This window comes from Archangium sp. (genome assembly GCF_045802675.1).
In the GTDB taxonomy this organism is placed as follows: domain Bacteria; phylum Myxococcota; class Myxococcia; order Myxococcales; family Myxococcaceae; genus Archangium.
The window spans coordinates 131,234-157,406 of sequence record NZ_JBJMQO010000137.1; the positions used below are offsets into that span (position 1 = coordinate 131,234).

Sequence of the window (26,173 nt, forward strand, 5' to 3'; positions counted from 1 at the left end):
CGGTCCGGGCGAACGGTGGATAGAGCAAGGCCGGGCGAGGCGTTCGTGCGCCCCGTCCGGCCTCGTGCGCTCCGTTCCAGGCCCCCGCTCAGGGGGCGCTTGGCTCAGTGGACGGAGGTGTAGTCATTGAGCGGCGGCAGCGGCGGGATGGTGCCCCGCTCGTTCTCGCTCTCGGAGGAGGCGGAGGCCTGGAACTCCTCGTCCTGGCCGCTCACGTCCTCGTCGTGGCCCGACAGCTTGCTCTCGAGCTGATCCCCGAGCGTGGAGATCTGCTCGCGCACCTTGCTCTTGGCGGGCTCGATGAGCTGGCGCTCGCGCTCGGTCACCGGGATGAGGCTGGCGAACAGCGCGCCGATCGCCAGGCCGCCGATGGCCAGCAGCACCGGGTTCTCGGACACCGTGCCGTACCAGTCCGTGGCCTTGTGGGTGATGACGTCGCGGTCCGGAATGCGCTCACGCAGCCCGTGGGTCTTGTCCATGGCCCGGTCCACCAGCCCGCTGGCGCGATCCTTCAGCTCCGCGGCCTTGTCCTTCGCCATGTCCATGACGTCCGAGGCGCGCTCCTTCAGGTGGGTGTCCCCGGCGCTCACGCCCACGTCCGTGCTGGTGCGCACGCCGACGTCACTGCTCATGCCCCGGATATCCCCGGTGGGCCGCATCAGGCCGCCATCGGGCGCCGGCACGAGCGGCGGGGCCTCCAGGTCATACTCGCTGTACATCCGGCCGCGCGGGCCCGAGGCCAGACTCGACCGCTCGCGCACGTCGAAGGCCTTGCGCATCAGCAGCGAGCCCACGCCCGCGCCGAGGATGGCCCCCAGCATGCTCCAGCCCTTGGGCGTATCCGCCCGCTCCGTGACTTCATGAGTCCTGCGCATCACCGCCTCCTTGGCTTGTGTCTTGAGTTCGTCTGCCTTTTCCGTGACCCGTTCCCGGGCCTGCTCCTTGAGCTCCGTGACCTTCTCCGAGGCGAGCGCCTTGATGTGCTCTGGCTCCATGCGGCGGGCCAGCTCATCGGCGAGCTCGCTCATGCGTGCCCGTGCATCTGAGATTTCACGGATTGGAACGTCCTGCTCGCCCATTGCCCGTCCTCCTTGAGGGTTTGAATCGTCTTGGTGGGTGCGTGGAACTCCTTGATGCGTTTGATGCCCGCGAAGGCCACGCCCGCGCCGATCGCCAGGAACAGCACCGTGACGATGAGCGCCGCGGCCCAGAAGGGCATCACCAGCGCCAGCGCGGCACAGGCGAAGAGCATGAAGGCGATGCCGCCGATGAGCAGCAGCACGCCGCCCACGCCCACCATGGCGCCGCCGGCCTTGAACTTCGTCATCTCCTGGCTCAGCTCGGTCTTCGCCAGGGTGATCTCCGCGCTGATGAGCCGTTTGCCCTGGTCGAAGAACTCGCCCAGGAGCGAGCCGAACGCACGGTCCGGCATGCCGTCGCCGGGGACGGTGCGGCCTTCGTAGTCATAACCGCCGCGAGTGTTGGGATTGCCCGGTTGCATCGTGTCCTCCCTATTCCTTCAGGATACGGGCGGCGAGGAACCCCAGGGCGACGCAGCCAGCGAAGAACGGCGCGGGCTTCTCGCGGATGAACTGCCTGGCGTCCTGCATCAGCTCCTCGGTGGAGCCGTTCTCGATGCGGTCCGAGACCTTGCGGATGTAGCCCACGGCGCCGTTGAGCACCTGCTGCGAGAAGCCATCCGAGTTCTGCGAGGCGTTCTCGAGCGTGGAGACGAAGCCCTGCAGGCCCTTGATGAGGTCGTCCTTGCGCGAGTCCACCTGGTGGTAGACGCGATCCCGCGTCACGCTGGTGACGCGCTTCACCTGCTCCTTGCCCTGGGCCGCGAAGCCGGTGTCCGAGCCCTGTGTCGAAACATCACTCGTTCCGATATTGGGACTGGCGCCGGTAAAGCTGGAACCCTGGATTCCTCCTTCAGTAACAGTTGCCATGTGGTCTCCTCCGAAGTGGGTTGGAAACGTCGTGCTAGGAAACAAGCTAGGCACGCTCAGGCAGGCGCCAGGAATGCAGTGGGAATCGCTCGTGAAGCAGGCGGCGGAAAGAGGAATTCGCGCGTGGGGAATGGGAATAAAGGCAGGAAACAGAAAACCCCCAGGTGGTTGGAGGCCGCGCGCCGACGCCAGGCGCCGGTGCCGGAGGGGAGCCGCGCGGACTGGTTGGTGCGGGCGCTCGGGCGTGCGGGGGTGCTGCCCCGGGCAGAGGCCGAGCGGGCCGTGCGCGAGGGGCGTGTGGAGGTGGACGGGCGCGTGGAGACGGAGCCCTTCGCGCCGGTGCTCGCGGGCAGCGCGGTGCGCGTGGACGGACAACCCTGCTCCCTGGAGGCGCGGACGCGGGCGTTGATGTTCCACAAGCCCCCTGGCGTGGTGGTGCACGGGAGCGATCCCGAGGGCCTCGGCACCGTCTTCGAGCGGCTGCGCGCGGTGCTCACCCCGGAGCTGCGCGGCTACGAGTGGTTGGCGGTGGGGCGGTTGGACCGGGACACCACGGGCCTGTTGCTCTTCACCAATGAGGAGCGGCTGGTGGCGCACGCGACGGCGCCGCGGACGCACCTGCCCAAGCGGTACGTGGCGGACGTCGAGGGGAGTCCCTCGGTGGAGGCCCTGCGGCAACTGCGAGAGGGCATCGTCCTGGAGGACGGACCGACGCGGCCGGCGGGGGCCCGGTTGCTCGCTCCCAGCCGGGTCGAGCTGGTGCTCACCGAAGGGCGGCACCACCAGGTGAAACGGATGCTGGCGGCGGTGGGGCACCCGGTGCTCACGCTGCACCGCGAGGCCGTGGGCACGCTGTCCCTGGATGTGCCCGAGGGCGCCTGGAGGCTGCTCTCGGACGCCGAGGTGGAACAGGGCCTCGGCTTCCGCGCCTGAAGACACGAAGGCCCCTCCTGGCGAAATCTCCAGAAGGGGCCTCGGGGGGGACCTACCTTGGATTACGGCACGAGGTAGGTCTGCCGGATGGGGTAGATGCCGCCACCGCCGCAGCCGCGGCCACCGTAAACGCTCGTCACTGCCTGCAGACCACCCCGGACCGTCGTCTTGATCTTCATCTGTGTGCTCCCTGTTCGTGCTGCGTTTCACTCCTATGGAGCGAAGGGATATTTGTTTGTGATTCGAGCCGCGTCCGATCCTCCGTATTTTCGATGACGAGGCCCAGCTCCTCCCGGAACACGTCCAGCAGGTAGGGCAACACGCCGGGGGTTCCCACGCGCAGGCGGTGATGGAGCGCGAGGTCCGCGCTGGAGAACTTCCGAGCCGGGTGGGGGCGCTGGAGCAACGCGTTGACCTGGCGCTGGACCTCTTCCAGGGCGCGCAGCGCCGGGCGCTCGATGGCGAGGTACTCCGCGGTGGCGTCCGCCACGGCATCCAGGGCATCTCCCCAGGCCCCCGAGGGCGAACCCGCACGCGAGTGGAGCAACTCCCGCAGCCGCAGGTGGGCCTGCTCGTCCACCTCGTCGCGCGCCGGGGTGAATGCGTCCCGCAGGGGCAGCAGCGCCTCCTCCCGGAAACCTCTCAGGCCCCGCTGGGCGCGCTCGTACATCTCGATATAACGGGCCTCGGCCCAGTCCCGCTGGGTGGCGTCGTGCAGCCGGGTGGGAAGGATGAGCTCCCAATCGCGCTCGATGCGCTCGCGCAACCGGCCGTGGATCCCCCCCGGCTCGTCCTCCAGCTCGAGCAGCGCCGCGCGAATCACTTCGTAGGCGCGGCACATGTGGCTCCACAGGTTGAACTGGAGGCAATAGAGCTGGAGCCCGCGCAGCGCATAGTCCACCGCGGCGGGAATTTCGGCGTGCCACTCTGGCTGGGACGGCGAGGGAGCGCCCGCCACGGGCCTGCCCTCCATCAACGTCGCGAAGAGCTCTTCCACCATGGGGGGAGGGCCAGCGCAGACGCCCCGGTTCGAGAGGAAGTAGCCGTCATGCTCGACAGCGCGGAACAGCTCGGCCGCCGACAGGGGCGTGTCGTACGTCATGGGCCGCTCGGGGAGGAAGAGCATGTAGGCCATCGCCATGCGCACGCCATCCGTCACCCGGAACATGGAGGACAGCACCGGATCCAACCCGCCGCTGGAGACGGGCTCGTTCGCTCGCATCAGCAGCAGGGTCGGCAGGGCCAACACGCTACAAGCCACGGCGTGGAGATCTCCCATCCGCCAGCGGCCGTCCGGGAGCAGGGAATAGCGGTGGAGGAATTCCTCGCTGACCGCGCCTACCCCCCTCAACACGGGCTTCCAATACTGAGACATCGCCTTGAGCGCCGTGATGTTCATCATCGCGTCGTTGCGATAGCGGCTGCCCGGGTAGAGGCACATGCGCCATTCGGTCTGACGCTTCATGCGCATGGCCTCGGGGAAGACATTGCTCTCGCCGACGTGGCGTCCCTCCGCGTCGAGCGCCGGGTGGGCCAGGCGATGGACCGGGACCACCGCCTCGACGAAGCCCAGCTCCAGCGGCCGTCCCGCCAATCGCTCCATGACTCGGGGGCAGTCCGGGTTCCACCACAGGGGCTCGGTGGGGGCCTCCCGCAGGGCTTCGTCCTCCAGCATCCGGCGATGAAACCCACTCTCGGATGAGAGCCGCGGCGCCTCGCGCGAGAGGATCTCCTCGGCCAGCAGCGCCTCGAGCAGCCGGCGGATGCGCTCCCAGGAGTGGGGCTCGCCCGCGCTCCACGTGGTGGCGCTGCCCGCCATGAACTGGTCCTGTTTGACCAGCATCTCTCCGAAGGGCAGCAGCTCCGGCTCGTCGAGGGTGATCTCCTTGAAGCCGTAATAGATGTGCAGCTCCCGGACGCCCTCGGGCGTGGTCTCGTACTCGGTGCTGAAGCGGCGCCGCATGGGCACGTACAGCGTCTCGTGCGGCTCAATCGGTACGGCTTCCTGACTCATGTGAGCGCTCCTCGGAGCAGGCCCGGGAGTTTCAGGCGCGCGGGGAACTGCTCCCATGGGGTTTTCCGGGACGGACTGAGCAGGGGGTGGGGCCCTTGTGATTCGAGTCACGCCGCGAATGCCCGCCCGGGGGCCGAGCGGGCTGCTCGCGGTGGCCGTGGCCCTCACGACAAACCCGCCGGGAGTCCTCCATCTCCGACGAGCGCGCAGCCAAGGGGGTACTTCCAATGAAGGGTGAGGGGCTGTTCCCACGCACCATGCGAGCGCTGGTGCGCGGGCGGGGGCGGCCGGCGTTCTGGCTGCTGCCGGTGGGACTGCTGGCCGCCTGGGGAGTCTGGTTCCTCCTGGCGCACGTCACCGTCTACGAGCGCAGCGCGCAGTCGCGGCTGGAGCTCCATCGCGAGGTGTACGCCATTGATGTGCCCGTGGAGGGGCAGGTGGTGAGCACGCAGGTGGAGCTTCACCGGGCGGTGCATGCGGGGGACGTGCTCGTCGAGCTGGCCCATGAGCCCGAGGAGCGCCGGGTGGCGGAGGCGGAGGCCGTGCTCCAGGGACTGGGGCCGCAGCTCGAGGCTGCGCGCGCGGAGCTCCAGGCCGAGCAGAGCACGTTGGTGGAGCAGAGGGGGCAGGGGGCCGCGGGCGTGGAGGAGGCGAAGGCCCGGCTCACCGACGCGGAGGTGGTGGCGCAGCGGGCCCAGGAGGAGGAGGCGAGCACCCAAGGGCTCTGGAAGCGGGGCGTGTTGAGCGAGATGGAGTGGCGCAGGTCTCGCACGGCGCTGGAGCGCTCGCTGGCCGCGAGGGATGCCGCGCGTGCGGCGCTGGCGCGGGTGGGCTCGGAAGGCACGGTGCAGTCCTCCGAGCGGCGCTCGCGCATCGCCGCGCTGCGGGGGGAGATTGCCCGGCTGGAGTCGAGCCAGAGCGTCGCGCGCGCCAACGTGGCCCGCCTGCGCGAGGAATTGGAGCGCCACATCATTCGAGCGCCCGCGGAGGGAGTCATTGGAGAGACGAGCTCCCCACGGGTGGGCGCGCAGGTGAAGGCGGGAGACCCCCTCGCGACGGTCGTCGCGGGAGGCCCGGTGCGCATCGTGGCGCAGTTCTCCCCCGAGGCCCTGGGGCGCATCCGCGAGGGACAGCGGGCGCGCATGCGGTTGGAGGGTTTCTCCTGGACCGAGTTCGGCATGCTGGAGGCCACCGTGGTGGCGGTGGCGAGCGAGGCCCGTGATGGCCTGGTGCGCGTCGAGCTCTCGGTGGATGAGCTGCCCCGGGGCATCCCGCTCGAGCACGGCCTGCCTGGCGCCGTCGACATCGCGGTGGAGCAGTCCACGCCGTCGCGGCTCGTGCTGCGTGCCTTCGGCGAGGAGCTGGATGCACCGGCACGCGCGGAACCACCCAAGGGCGGGAGCTGAGCGCATGGCGGGTACACCACGTTTCCTCATCCCGGAGGTCATCCAGACCTCGGCCATGGATTGCGGTCCGGCGGCCCTCAAGGCCCTGCTCGGTGGCTTCGGAGTACCGGTCAGCTATGGCCGGCTCCGCGAGGCCTGCCAGACCGATGTCGATGGCACGTCCGTCGATGTGCTCGAGGAGCTGGCCTCCAAGATGGGGCTGGAAGCCGAGCAGTCCATGCTCCCGCGTGATCATCTGCTCTTCGACGAGACCCGGGCGCTGCCGGCCCTCATGGTGGTGCGGCGCGCGAATGGCAACCTGCACTTCGTGGTGGTGTGGAGGAAGTGGGGCCGCTTCATCCAAATCATGGATCCAGCGGTGGGACGGCAGTGGATCTCCGAGGCCAGCCTGCTCGACCAGCTCTTCGTGCACGCGACGCCCGTGCCAGCCGAGGCGTTCCGCGAGTGGGCTGGCACGGAGGAGTTCCTCGTGGGGCTGCGCCGCAGGTTGTCCGCGCTCGTGGAGGAGCCGGTGTCGGAGCGGCTCGCCGCCGAGGCGCTGGAGGACTCCACCTGGAAGGGCCTGGCCTGCCTGGATGCGACGGTGCGCCTGGTGGAGACGCTCGTGGAGGGCGGAGGCGTCCAGCGGGGCGAATCGGCGGTGGGGTTCATCGAGCAACTGCTGCGCGAGGTGCTCACGGCCGTGGACGAGGGCCGCGCCGAGGAGCTCATTCCCTCCGCCTACTGGACGGCGGTGGGCGGGCCGGAGGCCGAGACGCTCACCCTGCGCGGAGTCGTGTGCGTCCATGCCAGGGGCCTGCGCGGCGAGCGCCAGGCGGATGAATCGCCGCTGCCGCCCGGGCTCGAGGCCTCGTTGCGAGAGCCGCCCACCCGGCCGCTGCGTGAGCTCGTGGCCCTGTTGCGCCGGGACGGAGTGCTCACCCCGTTGGTGCTCGCCGCCATCGGAGTGGTCGCGGCGGTGGGTGGCTTCCTGGAAGCGCTGCTCCTGCGCGGGGTCATCGACGCGGGGCGCTATCTCACGACGGCCGAGCAGCGGATTGGCGGGGTCATGACGCTGCTCGCCCTGCTGGGCCTGTTGCTGACGCTCGAGCTGCCCCTCTCGCTCGGGACGCTCCAGCTGGGGCGGCGGTTGGAGCTGCGTCTGCGGCTCGCGTTCCTCGACAAGATTCCGCGCCTGGGAGACCGCTACTTCCGCAGCCGGCTCGTCTCGGACATGGCGCAGCGCTGTCATGGCATCCACATGGTGCGCACCGTGCCTGGCCTCGCCGCCCTGGTGTTGCGCGCCGGTGCCGAGCTGCTCGTGACGCTCGCGGGGTTGATGTGGTTGGCACCGCGAAGCGCGCCGCTGATCCTCCTGGTGGGGGCGATGGCGCTCGCCATTCCCCTGGTGGCGCAGCGCTCGCTGCTCGAGACGGATCGCCGGTTGCGCGACTTCGATGGGGTGCTCTCGGGCTTCTACCTCGATGCGTTGCGCGGGGCGGTGGCACTGCGGGCACACCGCGCCGAGCTGACGCTTCGCCGGGCCCAGGAAGAGCCTCTGCGCGAGTACATCTCCGCGGCCCGTACGTTGCTGCGCCGTGGCGTCACCGTCGATACGGTTTCCTCTTTCGTCGCCACCGGGGGCGCGGTGGTGATCGTCCTGCACGCGCTCTCGCGAGGGGTCCGGCCGGGGGCTGTCCTGCTGCTCGTCTACTGGGCGCTGGCCCTGGTGACGTTGGGCCGGCAGCTCGCCGAGGCGTTGCGTCAGTACCCCGCGGCCTCGTCGTTCACCGCCCGCTTGATGGAGCCGCTGCTCGCCCCCGACGAGGTGGCCACGAAGGCCGCGCTGGCCCCGCTGGCGCGGACGCGAACGGAGCGGCCGGCGGAAGGCGCCCGGGGCGTCTCGTTCTCGCTGCACCAGGTGGAGGTGAGGGCCGCGGGCCATACGCTGCTGCAAGGGATTGACCTCTCGGTTCGAGCCGGAGAGCACATCGCCATCGTGGGCCCCTCGGGCGCCGGGAAGTCGTCGCTGGTCGGAGTCCTGCTGGGCTGGCACCGGGCCTCGGGCGGCAGGGTGGAGGTGGACGGCGAGCCGCTGGAGGGAGAGGTGCTGTCCCGGCTGAGGCGGGAGACGGCGTGGGTGGATCCCGAGGTGACGCTCTGGAACAAGCCGCTGGTGGACAACCTCGCCTATGGCGCCGACGCGGACGCGGTGCTGCCCCGGGTGGGCCAGGTGCTGCACGGGGCCGACCTCATCGAGTTGCTCGACAAGCTGCCCCAGGGTCTCCAGACCCGCCTGGGCGAGGGGGGCGCCTTGCTGTCGGGCGGAGAGGGGCAGCGGGTGCGGCTGGGCCGGGCATTGCTGCGGCCCGGGGTGCGGCTGGCCATCTTCGACGAGCCCTTCCGGGGACTCGAGCGGGACCGGCGCACGGCGCTGCTGGAGCGGGCCCGGCAATCCTTCGAGGGGGCCACGCTGCTGTGCATCATGCATGACCTCGCCGAGACGCTCTCGTTCGACCGCGTGCTCGTCATCCACGGCGGCAGGCTGGTCGAGGATGGCGCTCCCCGGACGCTCGCGGCGCGCGAGGATTCCCTCTATCGCGCCTTGCTGGAGGAGGAGTCGGTGGTGCGGCGGGAGCTCTCCAGGCGCGAGGGGTGGAGGCGCCTCGTCCTGGATCGCGGCGTGCTCTCCGAGAAGCTGGTGGAGGAGGGCTCATGACGGGTGAGCTGGACGCGGTGGTCTGGCCGATGAATCGCGCGGGAGAGGCCATGGAAGCGTTGGCCCGTGCGGCGAGGTTGCCGCTCCCCCATCCGCTTCCGGCCCTCTCGCGAGCGGTGCCCGAGGACCCGAGGCGCGTGGATATGTGGTTGGACACGGCGGCCCATGCCTTGGGGCTCGAGTTGGACCCGCTCTACACGCGCCACGGAGAGGTCGACAAGGTCCTGGCCCAGGCCGCCCCGGCGCTCGTGGAGCTGAAGAGCGCCCAGGGGCCCTCGGTCATCGCCCTGCTCGGTGTGTCTTCCTCGGGGGGCCTCGTGCGGGTGCTCGCGCCCGACGACACGCGGCACTCGGTCTCCTTCTCCACGCTGGCCGACGCGGTGCGGGAGCGCGTCGAGAGCCGCCAGGGACCCGTGGCCGAGCGTGTGTTGGAGCGGGCCGGACTGCGGGAGCCCGAGCGGACCCAGGCGCGGAAGGCGTTGTTGGCGGTCCAGCTCTCCAACATCCACCTCTTCGCCGCGCGCAGGCTCCGGCTGCCACCGGGAGCCCGCCTGCGCGGTCACCTGCGGGCGATGCGGGTCGGGCGGCGGCTGCTCCTGCTCCTGCTGCTGTCGGCGGTCATCCAGGTGTGCATGCTCTCCAGCTGGTGGTTGATCGGGCGGGGCGCCTTCGAGGGACGGCTGGACCGGGGATGGCTCTGGGCCTGGGCCCTCATGGGGTTGACGATGGTGCCGCTCCAGGCGGTGCTGGCCTGGTCGCAGGGCGCCCTGGTGCTGGACTTCTCCGCGCTGTTGCGCAGGCAATTGCTGGCGGGAGCGCTCGCGCTGCCCGTGGACGAGGCCCGCCGCGGTGGCATTGGCGAGTACGTCGGGAGGACCTTCGAGAGCGCGGGGATGGAGCAGATGGCGCTGGCGGGCGGCTTCTCCAGTCTGCTCGCGGTGCTCGACCTGGTGCTGGCGGCGAGCGTGATGGTGTCGGGCCCCGCGGGCGGCTTCGGACTGGTGGCACTGGGCGCCTTCTGCGGCGCGCTGGCGGTGCTCGTCGTCCGCCAGGCCTCGCGCTTCCGCCAGTGGACGGATGCGCGAGTCACCATGACGCATGCGCTCATCGAGCGGATGATCGGCCACCGGACGCGGCTCGCGCAGGAAAAGCCCGAGCGCTGGCACGAAGAGGAGGACCACGAGCTGGCACGCTATGCCGAGGCCTCCGAGCATTGGGACGCGGCAACGGCGCGGGTCATGACGCTCGCCCGGCGGGGACTGCTCCCGGTGGCGATTCTCGCGACGCTCCCCGGTGTGCTCGCGGGAGCCTCGACGGCGAGGATCGCGGTGGGCGTGGGAGCGGCGCTGCTGGCGGCGCGTGCCGTGACGACGCTGACCACCGGAGTCCTGGCCCTCAATGGGGCGCGAGTGTTGTTTCGCGGAGTCCGTCCCATCCTCGCGGCCGCGAGTCAGGCCACCGCCGCGAAGGGCGCGGCGAGTCCGCTGCCTCCCGACGCGGAGCTCCCGAGGACCCAGGCCGTGCTCGAGGTGCGCGATCTGGTCTTCAAACACGCGCAGGCTCCCCGAGCGGTGCTCGATCGGGCCTCGATGGTGGTGCGCACGGGCGAGCGCGTGCTGCTCGAGGGGCCCTCGGGCTCGGGCAAGTCGACGCTGGCGTCCATCCTGATGGGACTGCGGGGCAAGGGCTCGGGGCTGATGCTGCTGGGGGGCCTGGACATGGCCACCTGGTCCATGGACGGGTGGGGCGCGCAGATCGCTGGCGCCCCCCAGTTCCACGAGAACCACGTGGTGTCCGGCACGTTGGCCATGAACCTGCTCCTGGGGCGTAGCTGGCCTCCCACCGCCGAGGACATGAGCCTCGCCAAGGTGCTCTGCGAGGAGCTGGGGCTGGGCGAGCTGCTGGAGCGAATGCCCTCGGGATTGATGGAGCAGGTGGGCGAGCGCGGCTGGCAGCTCTCGCATGGGGAGCAGAGCCGCGTCTTCGTGGCGCGGGCGCTGTTGCAGCGGGGGGCCCGCGTCGTGGTGCTCGACGAGGCCTTCGGTGCGTTGGATCCCGTCACCATGCGCAAGGTGATGGCGTGCGTCGAGGCTCGGGCGCCCACGCTCATCGTCATCGCGCATCCCTGAGAGCCGGGGCGCCTTCCGCCTGGGGCCCTATCCCTCGCGCCGCGCGTGCTCCCACACCACGGCGCGGGCCTGCTCGGCGAGCGCGTGGCTCTCGGGAAGCTCCCGCCCGAGCAGGCGCGGGACGGCCAGTGCGAGCCCCACGGAGTTGGTGAGGACACAGCCGCGCACGGCCTCGAGTCCCGCGCGCTTCACCGGGCGCTCCACGATGGGCCTTCCCCCGAGCCGCCCTTCCTCCAGCAGCACGGCGCGGATGATGCCCGGGAGGCAGGGGGCCTCCAGCGGTGGCGTCACCACCGCGTCCTCCACGAGGAAGAACAGGTTTCCATTCGCCACCTCGCACAGCTCCCCGGCCTCGTTGGCGAAGGCGGTTCCCCGCCCGAGGTGCGCGTACTGCCGGAGGTACGAGACGCTCTTGTGATTCAGGGTGGGGTCTCCCCGGCGGTAGCAGCGGTCCTCCAGCGCGTCGAGCACCACTCCCTCTCGCTGGGTGCGCTCGTGCTGGGGCGCGAGGGCCCGGAAGGACAGCAGCAGCCGCTCGTCTCCCGCCACCAGCTTGCCCACGCCGGTGAAGCGCGGCCCGAGGCGGGTATCCGCCTCCAGGCACCGGCGCAGCGAGTCCCTCACGGCACTGGCGGTGAGCACTTCCGGCGGAGGCGCGCGCACGCACCCCGCATGGGCCACGAGGCTCGACCGCAGCCGAGCGAGGTGCCGCTCGAGGAACATCGGCGTGCCGTCGGTGACGAGGAATGTCTCGAAGAAGCCCGCGCCGAAGAAGAAGGACTGGAGGAAGTCCTGGAGCCGCAGCTCCTCCAGCCGCCGCACCTCGCCGTTCACCGCCACCGTGTCCGTCATCCGATGCGCGCCTCCAGGAACCGGGCGAGCAACGGGTTGCCGTGCGGCGTGAGGAAGGACTCGGGATGGAACTGGATGCCCTCGAGCCACGGGTGCGCGCGGTGGCGCAGGCCCATGACGAGGTCCCCACACCACGCCGACACCTCCAGGCAGTCCGGGAGGCTCGCGCGGTCCACCACCAGCGAGTGGTAGCGCGCGGCGACGAACGGGTTGGGTAGTCCCCGGAAGACGCCCCGGCCATCGTGGTGGATGTCGCCCGTCTTCCCGTGCACGGGCACCGGGGCCCGCACGACGCGCCCGCCGAACACCTGCCCGAGCGACTGGTGGCCCAGGCACACCCCGAGGATGGGCACCCGGCCCGCGAAGGCGCGGATGATGTCCAGGGAGATGCCGGCCTCGTTCGGCGTGCAGGGGCCCGGGGAGATGACGATGTGGTCCGGCCGCAGCGCCTCCGCCTCGGCGAGCGTGAGGGCGTCGTTGCGCACCACCTTCAGCTCCGCCCCGAGCCCGCCCAGCGCCTGCACGAGGTTGAAGGTGAAGGAGTCGAAGTTGTCGATGAGCAGCATCATGACGCGTCTCCCGCCGGGCGCGCCGACAGCGCGAGCAGCTGCGAGCGTGCCTTGTGCAGCGTCTCCTGGTACTCGCGCCTCGGCTCCGAGTCGTGGACGATGCCCGCGCCCACCTGCACCCAGGCCCTGCCGCCCTCGAGCACCATCGTGCGGATGACGATGTTCAGGTCCAGCTCGCCCGTGAAGCTCAGGTACCCGAGCGAGCCCGTGTAGAGGCCCCGCGCGTGCGGCTCCAGCTCGGTGATGATCTGCATGGTGCGGATCTTGGGCACGCCGGTGATGGTGCCTCCCGGGAACACCGCCGCCACCACGTCGAGCGGCTCCACTCCGGGAGCCAGCCGACCCACCACCTCGGACTCGATGTGGATGACGTGGGCGTACTCGATGATCTCCATCAGCTTCGCCACCTGGACGCTGCCGTAGGCACAGACCCGCCCCAGGTCGTTGCGCTCCAGGTCCACCAGCATCGCGTGCTCGGCGCGCTCCTTCTCGTTGGTGCGCAGCTCGTGGACGAAGCGGGCGTTCTCCTCGGGCGTGCCCTTGCGGCGCGTGCCCGCGATGGGACGGGTGATGGCCCGCCCGTCCTCCACCCGCACCAGCCGCTCGGGCGAGGCGCTCACCACCTCGAAGCCGTCCACCTCCAGGTAGCTGGCGAAGTGCACGGGGTTGAGCGTGGACAGCGCCTCGTACAGCTCCAGCGCCGGGAGTCCGGGCTCCACCTCCAGCCGCTGCGAGAGGTTCACCTGGTAGGTGTCTCCCGCGCGGATGTACTCGCGCACGCGCTCCACCGAGCGCTGATAGTCCTCCTGCGTGAAGTTGGAGCGCCACGCCACGTCCGGCGTCTGTGCGTCCCCGAGCCGCCATGCGGGCGCAGCGGGTCCGCGGCTCTCTACTTCCCGCACCACGCGCTCCAGCTCCGAAATCCGGCGGGCGCAGTCGTCGTAGTCGCTGCCCGTGGCCACGAGTAGTGCGCGGTTCTCCTGGTGGTCCACCGCCACGAAGGTGTCCACGAAGTTCAACGCGATGTCCGGCACGCCCAGGTCATCGTTCGCGTGGCGCGGCAGGGACTCGAAGTAGTGCGCGGCCTCGTAGGCGAAGAAGCCCACCGCGCCACCGCAGAACAGCGGCATCCCCGGCAGCCGGATGCCCTTCCAGCGCTTCAGCAGGTTGCGCAGGGTGCTCAGGGGGGCGCCCGGCTGCGGCTCGCCGTTCACCTCGCACCGCTCGCCCTTGGCCCGGAAGGTGAGGAAGGGGCGCGCTCCCACGAAGGAGTACCGGCCTTCACTGGAGGTGCGCGTGCTCTCCAATAGGAAGCGGTGTCCCTGGGGCAGGGCCCGCAACAGGTCCAGCGGCTTCAGGCCCTGGAGCTCCACCACCCGGAGGAGTGGGACCTGATCGAAGCCCTCGGCTACGAGGGCGTCGAAGCGCTCGCGGTCGAGTGTGGGCGGGAGGGGGGATGCGGGCGACATGGGCGGGGCCTTCTATCAAAGGGGCCGAGTGCGTGCGCAGTGTCCCCCTTCCGCTCACTCTGCATGGCGCCCGCCCGCCCGCGCTCCGGGCGGGAGGAATGGCGCCCGGGTGCCTCCCAAACACGGTACGCTTCCCAGCCCATATGCGAGCACCTGCATCCGCTATCTCTCTGAGCCTGGGCCCTCACGGGGCGGAGGAGCTGGTGGTCAACCGCTTCGCGGGCTCCGAGGGGCTGAGCCGCCTCTACGAGTTCCAGGTGGAGTTCCACTCCGCGTCCGAGGCGCCGCTGGAGACGGCGGAGCTGCTGGGCACCGAGGCCGTGCTGACGCTGAAGGTGCCCGGGGCCGAGCCCCGGTACGTGCATGGCCAGGTGCGCACGGTGGATGCGCTGGGGCTGCGCGGTGGGCACTGGCGCTACCGGGTGTGCGTGGTGCCGAAGCTGTGGTGGCTCACCCGCGTGCGCAAGAGCCGCATCTTCCAGGGCAAGGCGGTGCTGGACATCGTCAAGGCGGTGCTGGGCGAGGCCGGGGTGAAGGTGCGCTGGGCGCTGAGCGGCAGCTACGAGGCGCGCGAGTACTGCACGCAATACCGGGAGACGGACTTCACCTTCGTCAGCCGGCTGATGGAGTGGGAGGGTCTCTTCTACTTCTTCGAGCACACGCAGGACGGGCACACGCTGGTGGTGGGCGACAAGCCCACGGTGCACGAGGCCCTGCTGGGAGGAGCGAAGCTGTCCCTGCTCGAGCATGACGGGCGGGCGGCGGAGGGCGAGTACCTCACCTCGCTGGAGCGGGCCCACCGGCTGCGTCCCGGCAAGGTGCACCTCAAGGACTTCGACTTCGAGAAGCCGATGCTGGATGTGTCGGGCAAGGTGCAGGACGCCTCTAATGGCCAGGACGCGCTGGAGGTGTACGACTACCCGGGGGAGTACGTGGCACCGGGCGTGGGTCAGCAGGCCGCCCGGGTGCGCCTGGAGGAGGCAGTGCAGGCGGCGCGCACGCTTCAGGGGGAGAGCGTGGCTCCGCGCCTGACCGCGGGCTACCGCTTGGAGGTGGAGGACGACGGGACGCACGCGGGCGAGTACACCCTGGTGGAAGTGAGCCACATGGGGGTGCAGCCGGAGACGCCGGGCGGCCGTGAGGCGCTGGGCGGGCTGTACCGCAACCAGTTTCGGTGCATGCCGGCCCGGGTGGCCTTCCGTCCGAGGCGTCTGACCCCCACGCCCGTCATCTCCGGAGTGCAGACGGCCACGGTGGTGGGCTCCTCCGGCGAGGAGATCCACACCGATGACCATGGGCGCATCAAGGTGCGGTTCCACTGGGACCGGGAGGGGAAGCGGGACGACAAGGCCTCGTGCTGGGTGCGCGTGGGCCAGACCTGGGGCGGTCCAGCCTGGGGCGCGCTGTACCTGCCACGTATTGGCCAGGAGGTGGTGGTGCGCTTCCTGGAGGGCAACCCGGATCGGCCGCTGATCGCCGGCACCGTCTACAACGGAAGCAACCCGACGCCCTACGCCCTGCCGGACGACAAGACGAAGTCCACGCTGAAGAGTGCCTCCAGCCTGGGCAGCGATGGCTTCAACGAGTTCCGCGTCGAGGACTCCGCCGGTCAGGAGGAAATCTTCGTCCACGGACAGAAGGACGAGGACCTCGTCACCGAGAACGACAAGGACCAGCAGGTGCTCGGCTACGAGGAGCTCCTGGTGAAGAAGGACCGCCAGCGCACGGTGGAGGACAACCAGTCCCTCTCCGTCGCCCTCGATGACGACAGCCTGGTGAAGGGCAACCAGACGCTCCAGGTGCGAGGCAACCGCACCACGGCCACGGTGGGCAGCCACTCCGAGGCGGTGGAGGGCAACCAGTCCATCACCGTGGCGAAGAACTTCACGGCCTCCATCTCGATGGCGGCCTCGGAGTCGGTGGGGGCGGCCAAGGCGCTCACCATCGGCGCGGGCTATGCAATCAACGTCGCCCTGGCGATGAACGAGGCCGTCGGTGGCCTCAAGTCCAACCAGGTGGGCGCGGCCTACGAGGAGCTCGTCGAGGGCAGCCGCCAGGAGATCATCGCCAAGGACAAGCAGGCGAAGGTCAACCGGGATTGGAATTCGGAAGTCAGCGGGTCGGTCAACGTGACGGTGGGCACGGACTCCCAGGAGAACAGCAAGACGTCGCGGCTGCAGATCCAGGAACCGGCGAGCTGGCTGGCCAAGAGCTTCGAGCTGAAGGCCGACAAGTTCTCGCTGATCGTCAACGGCCGGCGGGTGCTCCAGGTCGAGAAGTCCGGCAAGGTGGAGTTCAAGGCGACGAGCTTCACGCTGGACGGCTCGAACATCACCGTGAAGGGCAGCAAGATCCAGAAGCTCGCGGCGTCTCCTCCCCCCTCGGCTCAAGTCCAGGCGCTCCGCCTCGCCGCCATCGAGGGCACTCCCTTCTGCGAGGAATGTGAGAAGAAGAAGCGGCAGGCCCGATGAGCACCGCCCCAGGAAGAGACATGCCGGCGAAAAGCCCCCACTCGCGCGGCGAGGAGGCACTCGAAACGCTCGGGGCGCTCCCGGGTCCGTTGTTCGCGGTGCTCGACGCGGCGCGGGACGAGCGGGCGCTGGCACTGCTCCGGCGAGCCGGAGTGCCCTACCGCTCCCTCTACGAGGGACCCGAGGCCGAAGAGCTGGAGTCCGTCGCCCCCTATCTGGTGGAGCTGACGGGGGCGCGGGCCGTGCTCGAGCGCCTTGTGGGTGCGGGGTGGGGCAGGAACTGGGGCATCTTCCTCACCGGCCCCCGGCCCTTCGACGAGCTCCGCAGACACCTGCGCAAGTTCCTGATGGTTCGCGAGGAAGAGACGGGCAAGCGGCTCTACTTCCGGTTCTATGATCCGCGCGTCCTCCGGGTCTTCCTCCCTTCCTGCTCACCCCCACAACAAGCGGCGCTCTACGCGGAAGTCGACTGCTTCTTCGCCGAAGCCGAAGATGGCAGGCTGCTCCGTTTCGCCCGGCCCGCGGGCCTCGCGCGTCCCGCCCCCTGACCCACCTCCGATGCTCACCATCACCCCGCAGCAGGTGCAGCAGTTCCAGAGTGCACTCGAGCGGCAGTTCGTCGGCCGCGTCGTCGAGTTCCTCTCCCAGCAGCTCCCCGAAGCCGTTGCCAATCTCGAGAGAAAGGCGCTCGAGCAGCGGGTGGCCGCGGACCTCCAGGTGGCCAGGTCCTATGGCATCCAACGCGATGCAGACCTCGCCAAGTGGTGCTTCATCGCCTTCGTCTGTGGTCCGGGGTTCCATGAGTCCGAGGATGTCCACGGCTTGCTCAAGGAGCCCCTCATGACAGTGGATACCAAGATGGATTTCCTCATGCGCTCCCTGGCCCATTCGGTGGCCAGGAAGGAACAGAAGGACTGAGTCATGGCGACCCTGGCTCCCACCGCTCCCCTCCTCGCGTTCGGCCCACCCGGCTGGCTCGCCTACGGCGTGCTCGCCATTGGCGCCACGGCGGCCACCATCTACATGGCGAACGAGGCGGCCGAGCACACCTTCAGCCGCAGCAAGGCCGAGGCGGATACCCGGACCCGGACGAAATGCCCCGAGGACCACCGGGGCCGCTTTCAAGCGCAAGGCGGTGGGTTGGAGAAGTCCATCCCCTGGATGCAACCCCTGCCGCCCCCTGTGGCCGAGGGACTCGCGCTGGCCACCGCCCTCTATTCGAGCCTGTCCCGGGCGGAGCAGAAGGAGCGCGCCACGGGATACGCCCAGCTCACCCGGTGGGTCGCCTCCCGGCCTCCCGCGGGGGTCGCCGCCGTCGTCAAGATGAGCTTCCCCAAACCCGCGCTCCGCGGAGGCATCCGGATGGATGTCGAGGTCCTCGCGGGGATGGCCTTCAAGACCTGACCTCCCCATGGATGCCCTGACCGCCCTCAAGAAGCATCGGAAGTTCCCCTTCTCCGGCTACCGGGAGGACGAGGAACAGTACCTGATGTCCCAGATGTACTGGCTCGAGCTCTTCAAGTCCGTGACCCGGGAGACGCAGGACACGTGGGAGGGCTGGATGTCCCCCCCGCCCGACCGGGACGGCTCGCTCATTTTCAGCGCCGTCTGCCCCGCGCAGGGCAGGGGCGTCATCGTCAATCAGTACGCCCCCACGGAGGACGACGTCCCGCACGACCAGGGCGGCACCTACCATCCCTTCGTCGCGTGGGTGGACGTGCTGGGCGACGCACAGGCGGGCCCGGTCATCGAGCACCTGACGCTCAACAGTGAGATCTCCGCCCGGTGCGAGCCCCACTGCCTGCGCTTGTTGACGCTGTACGTCGTGGAAAAGCGCTCGCGGCGGGAGATGGAGGAGGAGATCCGCACGCTGGAGGACCAGCTGTACGGTCCCGTGAAGAAGCAACCCTGAGCGCGCTCGCGCTCAGGGGGAAGTGCCCCCAGGGGAGGGGCACTCAGTGGTAGTGACCGGCCGCTTGCGGCTGGTAGGTCACCGAGACGATGCGCAGGCGCTTGTGCCTGCCTCCGGGCTGCTGCCACTCGATGTCCTGCCCCACCGAGAGCCCGAGCAGCGCCGCTCCCACGGGCGCCAGCACGGATATCCGCCCCTGCTCCAGGGACGCGTCCTTGGGATAGGAGAGCGTCACCTCGCGCGTCTCCCCCGTGTCCTCGTCCCGGTACACGACCCGGCTGTTCATGGTGACGACGTCTGGCGGCACCAGGGAGGGCTCGACGACCTCCGCGCGCAACAGTTCCGCATCGAGCGTGTCCGCGAGGTCTCCCGCGGTCGTGTCGATAAGGGTCCGTAGCCGCTCCATGTCCGTCGACGTGACCATGATCCTCGGCTCTTGCGTGCTCATGACAAATCAATCCTTTGACCATGCGTGTGGCCGGTCAACCAAGCTTGCTTGGGATCGTGCCTGCATGGCGGCAGGGCGTCGGAAAGCAGACGTCCGAGCGAGCCCAGCCCTGACGGCCCGTCAGGGATTGAGCGGCCCGGCGAAATGCAGACGCAGGGCGTCGAGCACCGCGGGCTCCCGCTCGCCGTTGAAATGGCGGGCGCCGGGCACGAGCACCACCTCGGCGCCGAGGCGTTCGCGCCAGAGCCGGCCGTTCTCGCGGTGGTCCGAAGTGAACGGGTCGTTGTCGGACAGGAGCACGACGAAGCGGCGCGAGGCCGCGCGCACCCGAGTGACATCCACCGGCGTGTCCAACCACGGGCGCAGGCTGTCCCAGGGCTTGTCCACGTTCCACCAGCCGGCCACGAGCAGCACGCCGTCCACCGTGTTTCCCGGAGGCAGGGCCGCCAGGTAGCGCATTACGGCCTGACATCCCACGCTGTGCCCCATCAGGACGGTGCCGGGCGCGGGGGCCGTTCCGAGGGCGGTGGTGAGCGCGGAGACCCACGCCTCGAGGGTGGGCTGTTTCGGGTCCGGCATCTCGAGTGCGCGCACGGTGTCGAAGCCCGGGGGCCGTTCGCTCGCGAGCCAGGGATAGAAGTCCGAGTCGGCATGGCCGGCCCAGCGAGGGACGAGGGTGAGGGTGCGCGTCATGGAGTGCATCCTATGCCTTCGGCGCCTGCTCCCGGAGGAGGGGATCCAACCGGCGCAGAAGCACGAACTCGGAATGCATCCCACGGTATGCTCGCGGCGGCTATCGTGCGCGGTGCGGAAACACTCCAAGGAGCTTCTCATGAGCCAGACTTCCAAGATTGCGATCATCGGCGCGGGCAACGTCGGCGCCAGCCTCGGCATCAATCTCTCCCGCCACGGGTATCCCGTTCGTTTTGGTGTGCGGGAGGGCTCGGACGTGAAGGAGCTGCTCGCGAAGTGCGAGGGCCGGGCGGAAGCGGCGAGCGTATCCGCCGCGGCGCAGTGGGCGGATGTCATCTTCCTCGCGGTGCCGGCCAACGCCGCCGAGGAGGCCGTGCGCTCGCTGGGCGACGTGAAGGGCAAGGTGGTGGTGGATTGCACCAACCCCGTGGCGTGGGGCGGTGACGGCCCGAGGCTGGCGCCCACGCCCGAGGGCTCGGTGGCGGCCACGCTGGCGAAGGCGTTTCCGGGGCTGCGCGTGGTGAAGGGGTTCTCCACCTTTGGCGCCGAGTTCCACCTGGACCCGCGCGTGGGGGACACGTCGGTGGACGTGCAACTCGCGAGTGATGATGCGGAGGCCAAGGCGCTGGTGTCGGCCATCGCCACGAAGGCGGGCTTCACGCCGGTCGACGTGGGACCGCTGCGCAACGCCGCGCTGCTGGAGAGCCTCGCCGTCCTGTGGATACATCTGGCGATGAAGGGTGGACAGGGCCGTCACGTGGCCTTCAAGCTGCTCAAGCGCGGCTGAGCTGTCTCCCCCCGGCCGTTCGAGGTTCGGCCCATGTCTCGTCGGAAGTCGAGTCCCTCGGGCGCGCGGCGATTCTCACGCGCGGGAGCGCTGGCCCTGGCGGCTCTCCTGGTTCTCAGCGCGTGTGCTACGGGGGCGCCGTCCAGTGGGATTGGTTTGCGCTTGGACGGCGCGGCGGTTGGGGTCGACCGGATCATTGTGTCCACGAATGAGGGAACACTCCGCGCCGTCGTACCCATGAACGCCATGGCCATGGCTGCCCGGAATGGAGGGGGTGGGTCCTCTGGGAGCGGGGCAGGCGGGATTCCAAAGGAAGGCAAGCTTCTTCCAAATGGGCACCGTGCATTCAAGTCGTTCGATGACTTCAAGGACTTCATGGGCTCTGCGGGTGAGGGCAAGCAATGGCACCACATCGTCGAACAGCGGAAGGTCAATGTTGAACGCTTCGGCGCGGAAGCCATTCACAACACCGAGAATGTTATCGCAGTAGACAAGAGCGTGCATGAGCAGATCAGCGCGATCTACTCGACGAAGTCCCGGGCCAAGGGGGGATTGGTGGTCCGCGAATGGCTTCGCACGCAGTCTTATGAGACGCAACGTGCTTTCGGTTTGAACATCCTGAGGCAGTTTGGTGTCATCCAATGAAGAAGGCGCAGCTCAAGAAGCTCTCAACGGAAGAGCTGGTCGAAAAGACCAGAAGCCTCTCCGCCGAGAGGGCGCGTGCCATAAAGGATTGCAGGCCCAGGGATGGCAATCGCATGTTCGATATTCTTGTTGCGATTGAACGGGAACTACGAGCAAGAGGGGTGGAGGCCCAGCGCCAATTGTTGAAATTGCTCGATGATCCAAACCCCGCAACCCGTTGTTGGGTCGCCGCATCCGTATTGGAGTTCGCTCCAGCCGAGGGCGAGCGAGTCCTGACCGAGCTCGCCAGTGTTCCCAGTGGTTTCGTGAGTTGGTCCGCGGGAATGGCTTTGGAACAGTGGAAGGCCGGTACCTACAAACCCTTGTAGAGGAGCACCATGGAACTGAACCTCCAGTCCACAGTGAAGCTGAACAATGGTGTGGAAATCCCCCGGCTCGGTCTGGGCGTCTTCCGGGCGCCCCGGGGCGAGGTGACGCGCCAGGCGGTGCTCTCGGCGCTCGAGGCCGGTTACCGGCACATCGACACGGCCCGCATCTACGGCAACGAGCGCGACGTCGGCGCCGCGGTCCGTGAGAGCGGTCTGCCCCGAAAGGACCTCTTCGTTACCACCAAGCTGTGGAACGAGGACCAGGGCTATGAATCCGCCCTGCGCGCCTGCGAGCGCAGCCTCAAGGACCTGGGGCTCGAGTACGTGGACCTCTACCTGATTCACTGGCCCGTGCCCGGCCGGCGCCTGGAGTCCTGGCGGGCCCTGGAGAAGCTGCTCGCCGAGGGGAAGTGCCGCGCCATCGGCGTGAGCAACTTCCTCGAGAACCACCTCGACCAGTTGCTCGCGCACTCCAAGGTGGTCCCCGCCGTCAACCAGGTGGAGCAGCACCCCTTCCTCCATCAGCCCTCGCTGCTGCGCTACTGCGCCGGCAAGGGCATCGCCGTGGAGGCCTACAGCCCGCTCACCAAGGGGCTCCGGCTCGGGGACCCTCGCGTCGTGGAGCTCGCCCGGAAGTACGGCAAGTCCCCCGCCCAGGTGCTCATCCGCTGGTGCCTCCAGCATGACCTCGTGGTCATCCCCAAGTCCGTCCACGCCGAGCGCATCCGCGAGAACGCCAGCGTCTTCGACTTCTCCCTCTCTCCCGAGGACCTGCGGAAGCTCGATGGGTTGAACGAGGACCTGTACACCGGGTGGGATCCGACGGACGTGCCGTGAGGCTCGCCGGAGTCCTTCGGAATCGGCCAGAATGCCGGCCCGAATGAACGCGCCGACAGAGCCCATCTACCTGGACCACAACGCCACCACGCCGCTGCTGCCCGGGGTGGTCGACGCCATGGTGCCGTACCTGCGCGAGCACTTCGGCAATCCGTCGAGCTCCCACGTCTACGGGCGCCGGGCTCGCGAGGCCGTCGACCGGGCTCGGGCCCAGGTGGCGGCGCTGATTGGCGCGGCGCCGGAGGAGATCCTCTTCGTCGCGCATGGCACCGAGGCCAACAACCTCGCCATCCGCGGCGTGGCCGAGGCGCTCCCGGAGAAGTGGGACGTGGTGACCTCCGTCATCGATCACCCCGCCACCACCGAGACGTGCCGTGCGCTGGAGAATCACGGCTGGCGAGTGCGGTGGCTCCCGGTGGACGACACGGGCCGCGTCCGTGTCTCCGATGTGGTGACCCTGCTGCGCAGCTACACGGCGCTCGTCACCCTCATGCACGCCAACAACGAGACGGGCGTGTTGCAGCCCATCGCGGAGATCGCCCGCGAGGTCCGGGCGCGGGGCGGGCTCATGCACACCGATGCGGCCCAGTCCGTGGGCAAGCTGCCCGTGTCCGTCGAGGCGCTCGGGGTGGACCTGCTCACCGTGGTGGGCCACAAGTTCGGCGCGCCCAAGGGGGTGGGGGCGCTGTACGTGCGCAAGGGCACCCCGCTGCGCCCCGTGCTGCGCGGCGCGGGGCATGAGCGCGGCCTGCGTCCGGGGACGGAGAATGTCGCCTCCATCGTGGGGCTCGGGGTCGCCTGCGAGGTGGCGCTGCGCACCGTGGCGGCGGAGGCGGCGCGGGTGCGGGGGCTCCGCGACGAGCTGTGGGAGCGGCTGCGGGCCCGTGTCCCGGGGCTGGCGCTCAATGGGCACCCCGTGGAGCGCCTGCCCAATACGCTCAACGTCCGCTTCCCCGGCGTGCCCGGTTCGGCCCTGCTGGCGGCCGCTCCCGAGGTGGCCGCGTCCACGGGCTCGGCGTGCCACGCGGGCGAGGAGTCCGCTTCCTCCGTCATCACCGCCATGGGCGTGGAGCCCTCCGAGGCGCTCGGCTCGGTGCGTCTGTCCCTGGGCCGGACCACGACGCACGAGGACGTGGTGGCCGCCGCGGACGCGCTCGCCGCCGCATGGAAGAGATTGGCCCCCACCCCCAGGTGAAAGTCCGGGCCCACCTGGGCCATACTCCGGCTCCCCCCACCGACGAGGAGTCCGTCTTGGCGGAGTCTTCCCCCGCATCCTCCCAGACCGCGTTCGTCCAACAACTCAACTTCTGGGCTCGCGACGCCAGCAACGAGTCCGCCGCGCTCCTGGGCGCCTTCGCGCTCGGCCTGTTCGAGCACCTCCCGGACGAGGGCTCCGCCGCGCCCGTGTCCCTGGAGGCGCTCGCCCAGCGCATCGGCGGCACCGTGCGCGGCACCCGCTCCGTCATCGAGCCGCTGGTGGGGCTCGGCTTCGTCCGTTTCGACGAGGGCAGGGGGTACTCGCTCCCGGCCTCGAGCTCCTTCCTGCGTGACGCCGGTTTCACCGCCCGTATGCATGAGGCCCGGAGTTGGTGGCTCGTGTCCGCGAAGCTGCCCGAAGCCGTCCGCTCCGGTGCTCCCGTGGAGTGGCAGGGGCAGTCCCGCGACCTGCTCGGGTGGTTCCGGAAGGCCTTCCTGGAGCCCCGCGCGCCCACGCTCAGCCCTTCCGCCGCGGACTACGAGGACCGCGCCGCTCGCGGCTTCCTGCGGACCCAGGCGCTCGTGACGAGCGGGGAGGTGGGCCTGCTGGACGCGCTCGTGTCCGGTCCCCGGCCGCTCGCCGAGCTGGCGAAGGCCACCGGCTCCCAGCCCGAGGCGCTGCGCGTCCTGCTCGGGGTGCTCGAGTCCATGGGCCTCGTGCGGCGCGAGGGCGAGGCCTTCGGCTTCAGCGAGCTGGCCGGCCGCTCCCTCGACGCGAGCAGCCTGCCGTACTTCCAGCGCGCCTTCCCGGCCACCATGGACTACTGGGAGGCCTTCGGGCACGTGGACGAGGCCGTCACCCAGGCCCGGTTCCGCCTGGATCTGCGCGACCCCGAAGCGGCGAAGCGCATCTACCAGCGCAATGCCTCGCGCATCACCGGCATCTTCGCCTCGCACGTGAAGCTGGGCCGCAAGGCCGCCGAGCTCGTCGCCTCCATGCGTCCGCTCGACAATGCGCGCGTGCTCGACGTGGGCACCGGCTCGGGCGTCTGGGGCGCCGCCTTCGCGCTCACCGGCCCCACCGTGCACGTCACCTACCTGGACTCCGAGCACGTCCTCGAGCAGGTGAAGCCCAACATCGCGAAGCTCAAGCTGGACGGGCGCGCGCGTTATTGGGCCGGCGACTGCCTCTCCGTGGACTACGGCGAGTCCCAGTACGACGTCATCCTCCTGCCCCAGGTCATCCCCGCGCTGCCTCCCGAGGAGCTGCCGCGCCTCTTCGAGAAGCTCGCCCGCGCGCTGCGTCCCCAGGGGTTGCTCGTCATCTCGGGCTACCTGCTGACCGACCGGCGTGACGGTCCCCTGGACGCGCTCTACTTCTCGCTGCGCCGCTACGTGTCCAACGAGGGCGACGTGCTCTCCATGCCCGACTTCCGGCGGCTGCTCGAGCCCGTGGGCCTCACGTCCTCGCGCGGCTTCGAGATGCCCATCCAGCAGGTCGTCATCGCCTCGCGCGGCGACGTCTCCTGGCCGGACGCCGCTCCCTCCCGCTGACTCCCTCTTCCCGACCTTCTTCGCTTCCGCTTCTGGAGAGACATGGAACTGCTCCGCTCGTTCTTCATGGAGGACTACCTCGAGCGCTCGCGCTTCACCGCGCGCTACAACCTCGGGGAGTCCGGTGCCCGGCCCCGTACCGTGGGCGAGCTGCTCACCGGCTCCGGTGTCAGCCACCTGCAGGCCATGGACACGTTCCTCTCCACCTCGCTGCGCGACAGTCCCAACTGGGGCCGCGCGGACCTGAGAGACCTGGTGGCCGCCATGCACCCCGGCGCCACCCGCGACAACGTCCTCATCACCACCGGCACCAGCGAGGCCCTGCTGCTGCTCTTCCGCCAGCTCAAACCTCGCAAGGTGGCCCTCGCCTGGCCCGCCTTCCAGCTCCTCTATGAGCTGCCCATGCAGCAGGGCGCGGAGATCGTCCGCCTCCCCATGCGCTGGGACTCGCGCGGCGTTCCCTCCGTCGACGCGGACGAGTGGCTCTCCCTGCTGGAGCGCGAGTCCCCGGACGCCGTCGTCATCAACAACCCCCACAACCCGAGCGGGCTGGTGCTGGACCCGGCGTTGCTCGAGCGCGTCCTGCGCTGGACGGAGCAGTCCGGCGCCACGCTCGTGGGGGACGAGCACTACCGCTTCCTCTCCTCGGAGAGCGCGGTGCTCGGTGACACCGTGTACCGCCCCGGCGCCCGCACCTTCGTCACCGGCTCCTTCATCAAGTGCCTGGGCTGCCCTGGCCTGCGCATCGGCTGGTGCGTGGGCGACACGGCCATGCTCTCGCGCATGCAGAACGAGAAGAACTACACCACGCACACCGTCAACCCGGTGAGCGAGTGGATCTCCTACGAGGTGCTCAAGGACCTCGGCAGCCCCGCGTTGAGCCAGGCCCGCGAGGAGTGGAAGCGCAACCGGCACATCCTCTCCTCCTTCCTGGAGCGCTCGCAGGGCGTGTACGGCGTGGCCCCGGCCGGGGGCCTCGTCACCTGCATCGGCGTGCGCGGCGCCGCGGGCCCCAAGGAGTTCGAGGCGAAGCTGAAGGCGCTCGACGAGGCCGGCGTGTTCGTCCTGCCGCTCAGCTCCATGGAGCATGGCGACCCCTCGGGCAGCCACCCGCTGGAGCGCGGCCACGGCTTCCGCCTGGGCCTGGGCATGTCTTCGGAGCGCTTCCCCGATGCGCTCGGGGCCATCGAGCGCGTCACCCGCGGCTAGGTCCGCCGCCCAGGGGTGTTCGAGGATTGCGAT

25 protein-coding genes are annotated in these 26,173 nt (G+C 69.7%); 16 read left to right on the forward strand and 9 right to left on the reverse strand.

Annotated features, from left to right (window positions below):
- Nucleotides 1-104 precede the first annotated feature (104 nt).
- The 3 genes from ACJ8AN_RS38125 to ACJ8AN_RS38135 are packed head-to-tail and all read right to left on the reverse strand — an operon-like array spanning nucleotide 105 to nucleotide 1,949.
- Nucleotides 105-1,028 carry a hypothetical protein gene (locus ACJ8AN_RS38125; RefSeq protein WP_407760529.1) on the reverse strand — a complete coding sequence of 308 codons (924 nt, stop codon included), beginning with the start codon at nucleotides 1,026-1,028 and terminating at the stop codon, nucleotides 105-107.
- Nucleotides 1,025-1,501, reverse strand: a complete 477-nt coding sequence (locus ACJ8AN_RS38130) for a phage holin family protein (protein ID WP_407760530.1) — start codon at nucleotides 1,499-1,501, stop codon at nucleotides 1,025-1,027. The genes ACJ8AN_RS38125 and ACJ8AN_RS38130 overlap by 4 nt, the downstream gene beginning before the upstream one ends.
- A gap of 10 nt (nucleotides 1,502-1,511) precedes the next feature.
- Nucleotides 1,512-1,949, reverse strand: a complete 438-nt coding sequence (locus tag ACJ8AN_RS38135) for a hypothetical protein (RefSeq protein ID WP_407760531.1) — start codon at nucleotides 1,947-1,949, stop codon at nucleotides 1,512-1,514.
- 168 nt (nucleotides 1,950-2,117) lie between these two features.
- Between ACJ8AN_RS38135 and ACJ8AN_RS38140 the strand changes: the two genes are divergently transcribed.
- On the forward strand, nucleotides 2,118-2,882 hold the full coding sequence (locus ACJ8AN_RS38140) for a pseudouridine synthase (RefSeq protein ID WP_407760532.1): 765 nt from the start codon (nucleotides 2,118-2,120) through the stop codon (nucleotides 2,880-2,882).
- Between the two features lie 175 nt (nucleotides 2,883-3,057).
- On the opposite strand, the gene ACJ8AN_RS38145 is transcribed toward ACJ8AN_RS38140, so the two are convergent.
- The gene (locus ACJ8AN_RS38145) at nucleotides 3,058-4,896 is read right to left on the reverse strand and encodes a hypothetical protein (protein ID WP_407760533.1); all 1,839 of its coding nucleotides are present in this window, start codon (nucleotides 4,894-4,896) and stop codon (nucleotides 3,058-3,060) included.
- 257 nt (nucleotides 4,897-5,153) lie between these two features.
- Between ACJ8AN_RS38145 and ACJ8AN_RS38150 the strand changes: the two genes are divergently transcribed.
- The 3 genes from ACJ8AN_RS38150 to ACJ8AN_RS38160 are packed head-to-tail and all read left to right on the forward strand — an operon-like array spanning nucleotide 5,154 to nucleotide 11,129.
- The gene (locus ACJ8AN_RS38150; RefSeq protein ID WP_407760534.1) at nucleotides 5,154-6,302 is read left to right on the forward strand and encodes an HlyD family secretion protein; all 1,149 of its coding nucleotides are present in this window, start codon (nucleotides 5,154-5,156) and stop codon (nucleotides 6,300-6,302) included.
- Between the two features lie 4 nt (nucleotides 6,303-6,306).
- Nucleotides 6,307-9,000 (forward strand): ATP-binding cassette domain-containing protein, encoded by a 2,694-nt coding sequence (locus ACJ8AN_RS38155; RefSeq protein WP_407760535.1) that lies wholly within the window; start codon nucleotides 6,307-6,309, stop codon nucleotides 8,998-9,000.
- On the forward strand, nucleotides 8,997-11,129 hold the full coding sequence (locus tag ACJ8AN_RS38160) for an ATP-binding cassette domain-containing protein (RefSeq protein ID WP_407760536.1): 2,133 nt from the start codon (nucleotides 8,997-8,999) through the stop codon (nucleotides 11,127-11,129). Before ACJ8AN_RS38155 ends, ACJ8AN_RS38160 begins: the two co-directional genes overlap by 4 nt.
- A 27-nt stretch (nucleotides 11,130-11,156) precedes the next feature.
- Here the strand turns inward: ACJ8AN_RS38160 and ACJ8AN_RS38165 are convergent, their stop codons facing one another.
- From ACJ8AN_RS38165 to ACJ8AN_RS38175, 3 genes are read right to left on the reverse strand one after another with little or no spacing between them, the layout of a single operon-like run.
- Nucleotides 11,157-11,981 carry an aminotransferase class IV gene (locus ACJ8AN_RS38165; RefSeq protein ID WP_407760537.1) on the reverse strand — a complete coding sequence of 275 codons (825 nt, stop codon included), beginning with the start codon at nucleotides 11,979-11,981 and terminating at the stop codon, nucleotides 11,157-11,159.
- Nucleotides 11,978-12,550 (reverse strand): anthranilate synthase component II, encoded by a 573-nt coding sequence (locus ACJ8AN_RS38170; RefSeq protein WP_407760538.1) that lies wholly within the window; start codon nucleotides 12,548-12,550, stop codon nucleotides 11,978-11,980. The genes ACJ8AN_RS38165 and ACJ8AN_RS38170 overlap by 4 nt, the downstream gene beginning before the upstream one ends.
- Nucleotides 12,547-14,019 carry an anthranilate synthase component I family protein gene (locus tag ACJ8AN_RS38175; protein WP_407760539.1) on the reverse strand — a complete coding sequence of 491 codons (1,473 nt, stop codon included), beginning with the start codon at nucleotides 14,017-14,019 and terminating at the stop codon, nucleotides 12,547-12,549. The genes ACJ8AN_RS38170 and ACJ8AN_RS38175 overlap by 4 nt, the downstream gene beginning before the upstream one ends.
- Nucleotides 14,020-14,162: 143 nt before the next feature.
- Between ACJ8AN_RS38175 and ACJ8AN_RS38180 the strand changes: the two genes are divergently transcribed.
- From ACJ8AN_RS38180 to ACJ8AN_RS38200, 5 genes are read left to right on the forward strand one after another with little or no spacing between them, the layout of a single operon-like run.
- The gene (locus ACJ8AN_RS38180) at nucleotides 14,163-16,490 is read left to right on the forward strand and encodes a type VI secretion system Vgr family protein (RefSeq protein ID WP_407760540.1); all 2,328 of its coding nucleotides are present in this window, start codon (nucleotides 14,163-14,165) and stop codon (nucleotides 16,488-16,490) included.
- 20 nt (nucleotides 16,491-16,510) lie between these two features.
- Nucleotides 16,511-17,038 (forward strand): DUF4123 domain-containing protein, encoded by a 528-nt coding sequence (locus tag ACJ8AN_RS38185; protein ID WP_407760541.1) that lies wholly within the window; start codon nucleotides 16,511-16,513, stop codon nucleotides 17,036-17,038.
- A gap of 10 nt (nucleotides 17,039-17,048) precedes the next feature.
- On the forward strand, nucleotides 17,049-17,408 hold the full coding sequence (locus ACJ8AN_RS38190; protein ID WP_407760542.1) for a hypothetical protein: 360 nt from the start codon (nucleotides 17,049-17,051) through the stop codon (nucleotides 17,406-17,408).
- Between the two features lie 3 nt (nucleotides 17,409-17,411).
- Nucleotides 17,412-17,894 carry a hypothetical protein gene (locus tag ACJ8AN_RS38195; RefSeq protein WP_407760543.1) on the forward strand — a complete coding sequence of 161 codons (483 nt, stop codon included), beginning with the start codon at nucleotides 17,412-17,414 and terminating at the stop codon, nucleotides 17,892-17,894.
- Between the two features lie 7 nt (nucleotides 17,895-17,901).
- Nucleotides 17,902-18,402, forward strand: coding sequence for a hypothetical protein (locus ACJ8AN_RS38200; RefSeq protein ID WP_407760544.1), 501 nt, complete (start codon nucleotides 17,902-17,904; stop codon nucleotides 18,400-18,402).
- Nucleotides 18,403-18,445: 43 nt separating this feature from the next.
- Here ACJ8AN_RS38200 and rnk read toward each other — a convergent pair whose 3' ends face one another.
- Together rnk and ACJ8AN_RS38210 are read right to left on the reverse strand one after the other, a co-directional pair.
- Nucleotides 18,446-18,850: a nucleoside diphosphate kinase regulator gene (gene rnk / locus ACJ8AN_RS38205; protein WP_407760545.1), complete on the reverse strand. Its 405-nt coding sequence runs from the start codon at nucleotides 18,848-18,850 to the stop codon at nucleotides 18,446-18,448.
- Nucleotides 18,851-18,970: 120 nt separating this feature from the next.
- On the reverse strand, nucleotides 18,971-19,543 hold the full coding sequence (locus tag ACJ8AN_RS38210; protein WP_407760546.1) for an RBBP9/YdeN family alpha/beta hydrolase: 573 nt from the start codon (nucleotides 19,541-19,543) through the stop codon (nucleotides 18,971-18,973).
- A gap of 139 nt (nucleotides 19,544-19,682) precedes the next feature.
- On the opposite strand from ACJ8AN_RS38210, the gene ACJ8AN_RS38215 reads away from it, so the two are divergent.
- The 7 genes from ACJ8AN_RS38215 to ACJ8AN_RS38245 all read left to right on the forward strand — a co-directional run bounded on the left by ACJ8AN_RS38215 (nucleotide 19,683) and on the right by ACJ8AN_RS38245 (nucleotide 26,140).
- Entirely contained in the window at nucleotides 19,683-20,330 is a 648-nt protein-coding gene (locus tag ACJ8AN_RS38215) for an NADPH-dependent F420 reductase (RefSeq protein ID WP_407760547.1), read from the forward strand.
- 162 nt (nucleotides 20,331-20,492) lie between these two features.
- Nucleotides 20,493-20,975 carry a hypothetical protein gene (locus tag ACJ8AN_RS38220; RefSeq protein ID WP_407760548.1) on the forward strand — a complete coding sequence of 161 codons (483 nt, stop codon included), beginning with the start codon at nucleotides 20,493-20,495 and terminating at the stop codon, nucleotides 20,973-20,975.
- A complete protein-coding gene (locus tag ACJ8AN_RS38225; RefSeq protein WP_407760549.1) occupies nucleotides 20,972-21,343 on the forward strand; it encodes a DUF2019 domain-containing protein in 372 nt (123 codons plus the stop codon). Before ACJ8AN_RS38220 ends, ACJ8AN_RS38225 begins: the two co-directional genes overlap by 4 nt.
- A 9-nt stretch (nucleotides 21,344-21,352) precedes the next feature.
- On the forward strand, nucleotides 21,353-22,180 hold the full coding sequence (locus ACJ8AN_RS38230; protein WP_407760550.1) for an aldo/keto reductase: 828 nt from the start codon (nucleotides 21,353-21,355) through the stop codon (nucleotides 22,178-22,180).
- A gap of 43 nt (nucleotides 22,181-22,223) precedes the next feature.
- Complete coding sequence (locus ACJ8AN_RS38235) at nucleotides 22,224-23,375, forward strand: cysteine desulfurase family protein (protein WP_407760551.1); 1,152 nt, start codon at nucleotides 22,224-22,226, stop codon at nucleotides 23,373-23,375.
- 56 nt (nucleotides 23,376-23,431) lie between these two features.
- The gene (locus tag ACJ8AN_RS38240) at nucleotides 23,432-24,931 is read left to right on the forward strand and encodes a class I SAM-dependent methyltransferase (RefSeq protein ID WP_407760552.1); all 1,500 of its coding nucleotides are present in this window, start codon (nucleotides 23,432-23,434) and stop codon (nucleotides 24,929-24,931) included.
- A gap of 42 nt (nucleotides 24,932-24,973) precedes the next feature.
- Nucleotides 24,974-26,140 carry an aminotransferase class I/II-fold pyridoxal phosphate-dependent enzyme gene (locus tag ACJ8AN_RS38245; protein WP_407760553.1) on the forward strand — a complete coding sequence of 389 codons (1,167 nt, stop codon included), beginning with the start codon at nucleotides 24,974-24,976 and terminating at the stop codon, nucleotides 26,138-26,140.
- The last annotated feature ends 33 nt before the right edge of the window (nucleotides 26,141-26,173 follow it).

Coding starts and splice junctions, on each gene's coding strand:
- ACJ8AN_RS38125 (WP_407760529.1), bottom strand. CDS start 1,028: ATGAGCGAGCTCGCCGATGAGCTGGCCCGCCGCATGGAGCCAGAGCAC.
- ACJ8AN_RS38130 (WP_407760530.1), bottom strand. CDS start 1,501: ATGCAACCGGGCAATCCCAACACTCGCGGCGGTTATGACTACGAAGGC.
- ACJ8AN_RS38135 (WP_407760531.1), bottom strand. CDS start 1,949: ATGGCAACTGTTACTGAAGGAGGAATCCAGGGTTCCAGCTTTACCGGC.
- ACJ8AN_RS38145 (WP_407760533.1), bottom strand. CDS start 4,896: ATGAGTCAGGAAGCCGTACCGATTGAGCCGCACGAGACGCTGTACGTG.
- ACJ8AN_RS38150 (WP_407760534.1), top strand. CDS start 5,154: ATGCGAGCGCTGGTGCGCGGGCGGGGGCGGCCGGCGTTCTGGCTGCTG.
- ACJ8AN_RS38155 (WP_407760535.1), top strand. CDS start 6,307: ATGGCGGGTACACCACGTTTCCTCATCCCGGAGGTCATCCAGACCTCG.
- ACJ8AN_RS38160 (WP_407760536.1), top strand. CDS start 8,997: ATGACGGGTGAGCTGGACGCGGTGGTCTGGCCGATGAATCGCGCGGGA.
- ACJ8AN_RS38165 (WP_407760537.1), bottom strand. CDS start 11,981: ATGACGGACACGGTGGCGGTGAACGGCGAGGTGCGGCGGCTGGAGGAG.
- ACJ8AN_RS38170 (WP_407760538.1), bottom strand. CDS start 12,550: ATGATGCTGCTCATCGACAACTTCGACTCCTTCACCTTCAACCTCGTG.
- ACJ8AN_RS38175 (WP_407760539.1), bottom strand. CDS start 14,019: ATGTCGCCCGCATCCCCCCTCCCGCCCACACTCGACCGCGAGCGCTTC.
- ACJ8AN_RS38180 (WP_407760540.1), top strand. CDS start 14,163: ATGCGAGCACCTGCATCCGCTATCTCTCTGAGCCTGGGCCCTCACGGG.
- ACJ8AN_RS38185 (WP_407760541.1), top strand. CDS start 16,511: ATGCCGGCGAAAAGCCCCCACTCGCGCGGCGAGGAGGCACTCGAAACG.
- ACJ8AN_RS38190 (WP_407760542.1), top strand. CDS start 17,049: ATGCTCACCATCACCCCGCAGCAGGTGCAGCAGTTCCAGAGTGCACTC.
- ACJ8AN_RS38195 (WP_407760543.1), top strand. CDS start 17,412: ATGGCGACCCTGGCTCCCACCGCTCCCCTCCTCGCGTTCGGCCCACCC.
- ACJ8AN_RS38200 (WP_407760544.1), top strand. CDS start 17,902: ATGGATGCCCTGACCGCCCTCAAGAAGCATCGGAAGTTCCCCTTCTCC.
- rnk (WP_407760545.1), bottom strand. CDS start 18,850: ATGAGCACGCAAGAGCCGAGGATCATGGTCACGTCGACGGACATGGAG.
- ACJ8AN_RS38210 (WP_407760546.1), bottom strand. CDS start 19,543: ATGACGCGCACCCTCACCCTCGTCCCTCGCTGGGCCGGCCATGCCGAC.
- ACJ8AN_RS38215 (WP_407760547.1), top strand. CDS start 19,683: ATGAGCCAGACTTCCAAGATTGCGATCATCGGCGCGGGCAACGTCGGC.
- ACJ8AN_RS38225 (WP_407760549.1), top strand. CDS start 20,972: ATGAAGAAGGCGCAGCTCAAGAAGCTCTCAACGGAAGAGCTGGTCGAA.
- ACJ8AN_RS38230 (WP_407760550.1), top strand. CDS start 21,353: ATGGAACTGAACCTCCAGTCCACAGTGAAGCTGAACAATGGTGTGGAA.
- ACJ8AN_RS38235 (WP_407760551.1), top strand. CDS start 22,224: ATGAACGCGCCGACAGAGCCCATCTACCTGGACCACAACGCCACCACG.
- ACJ8AN_RS38245 (WP_407760553.1), top strand. CDS start 24,974: ATGGAACTGCTCCGCTCGTTCTTCATGGAGGACTACCTCGAGCGCTCG.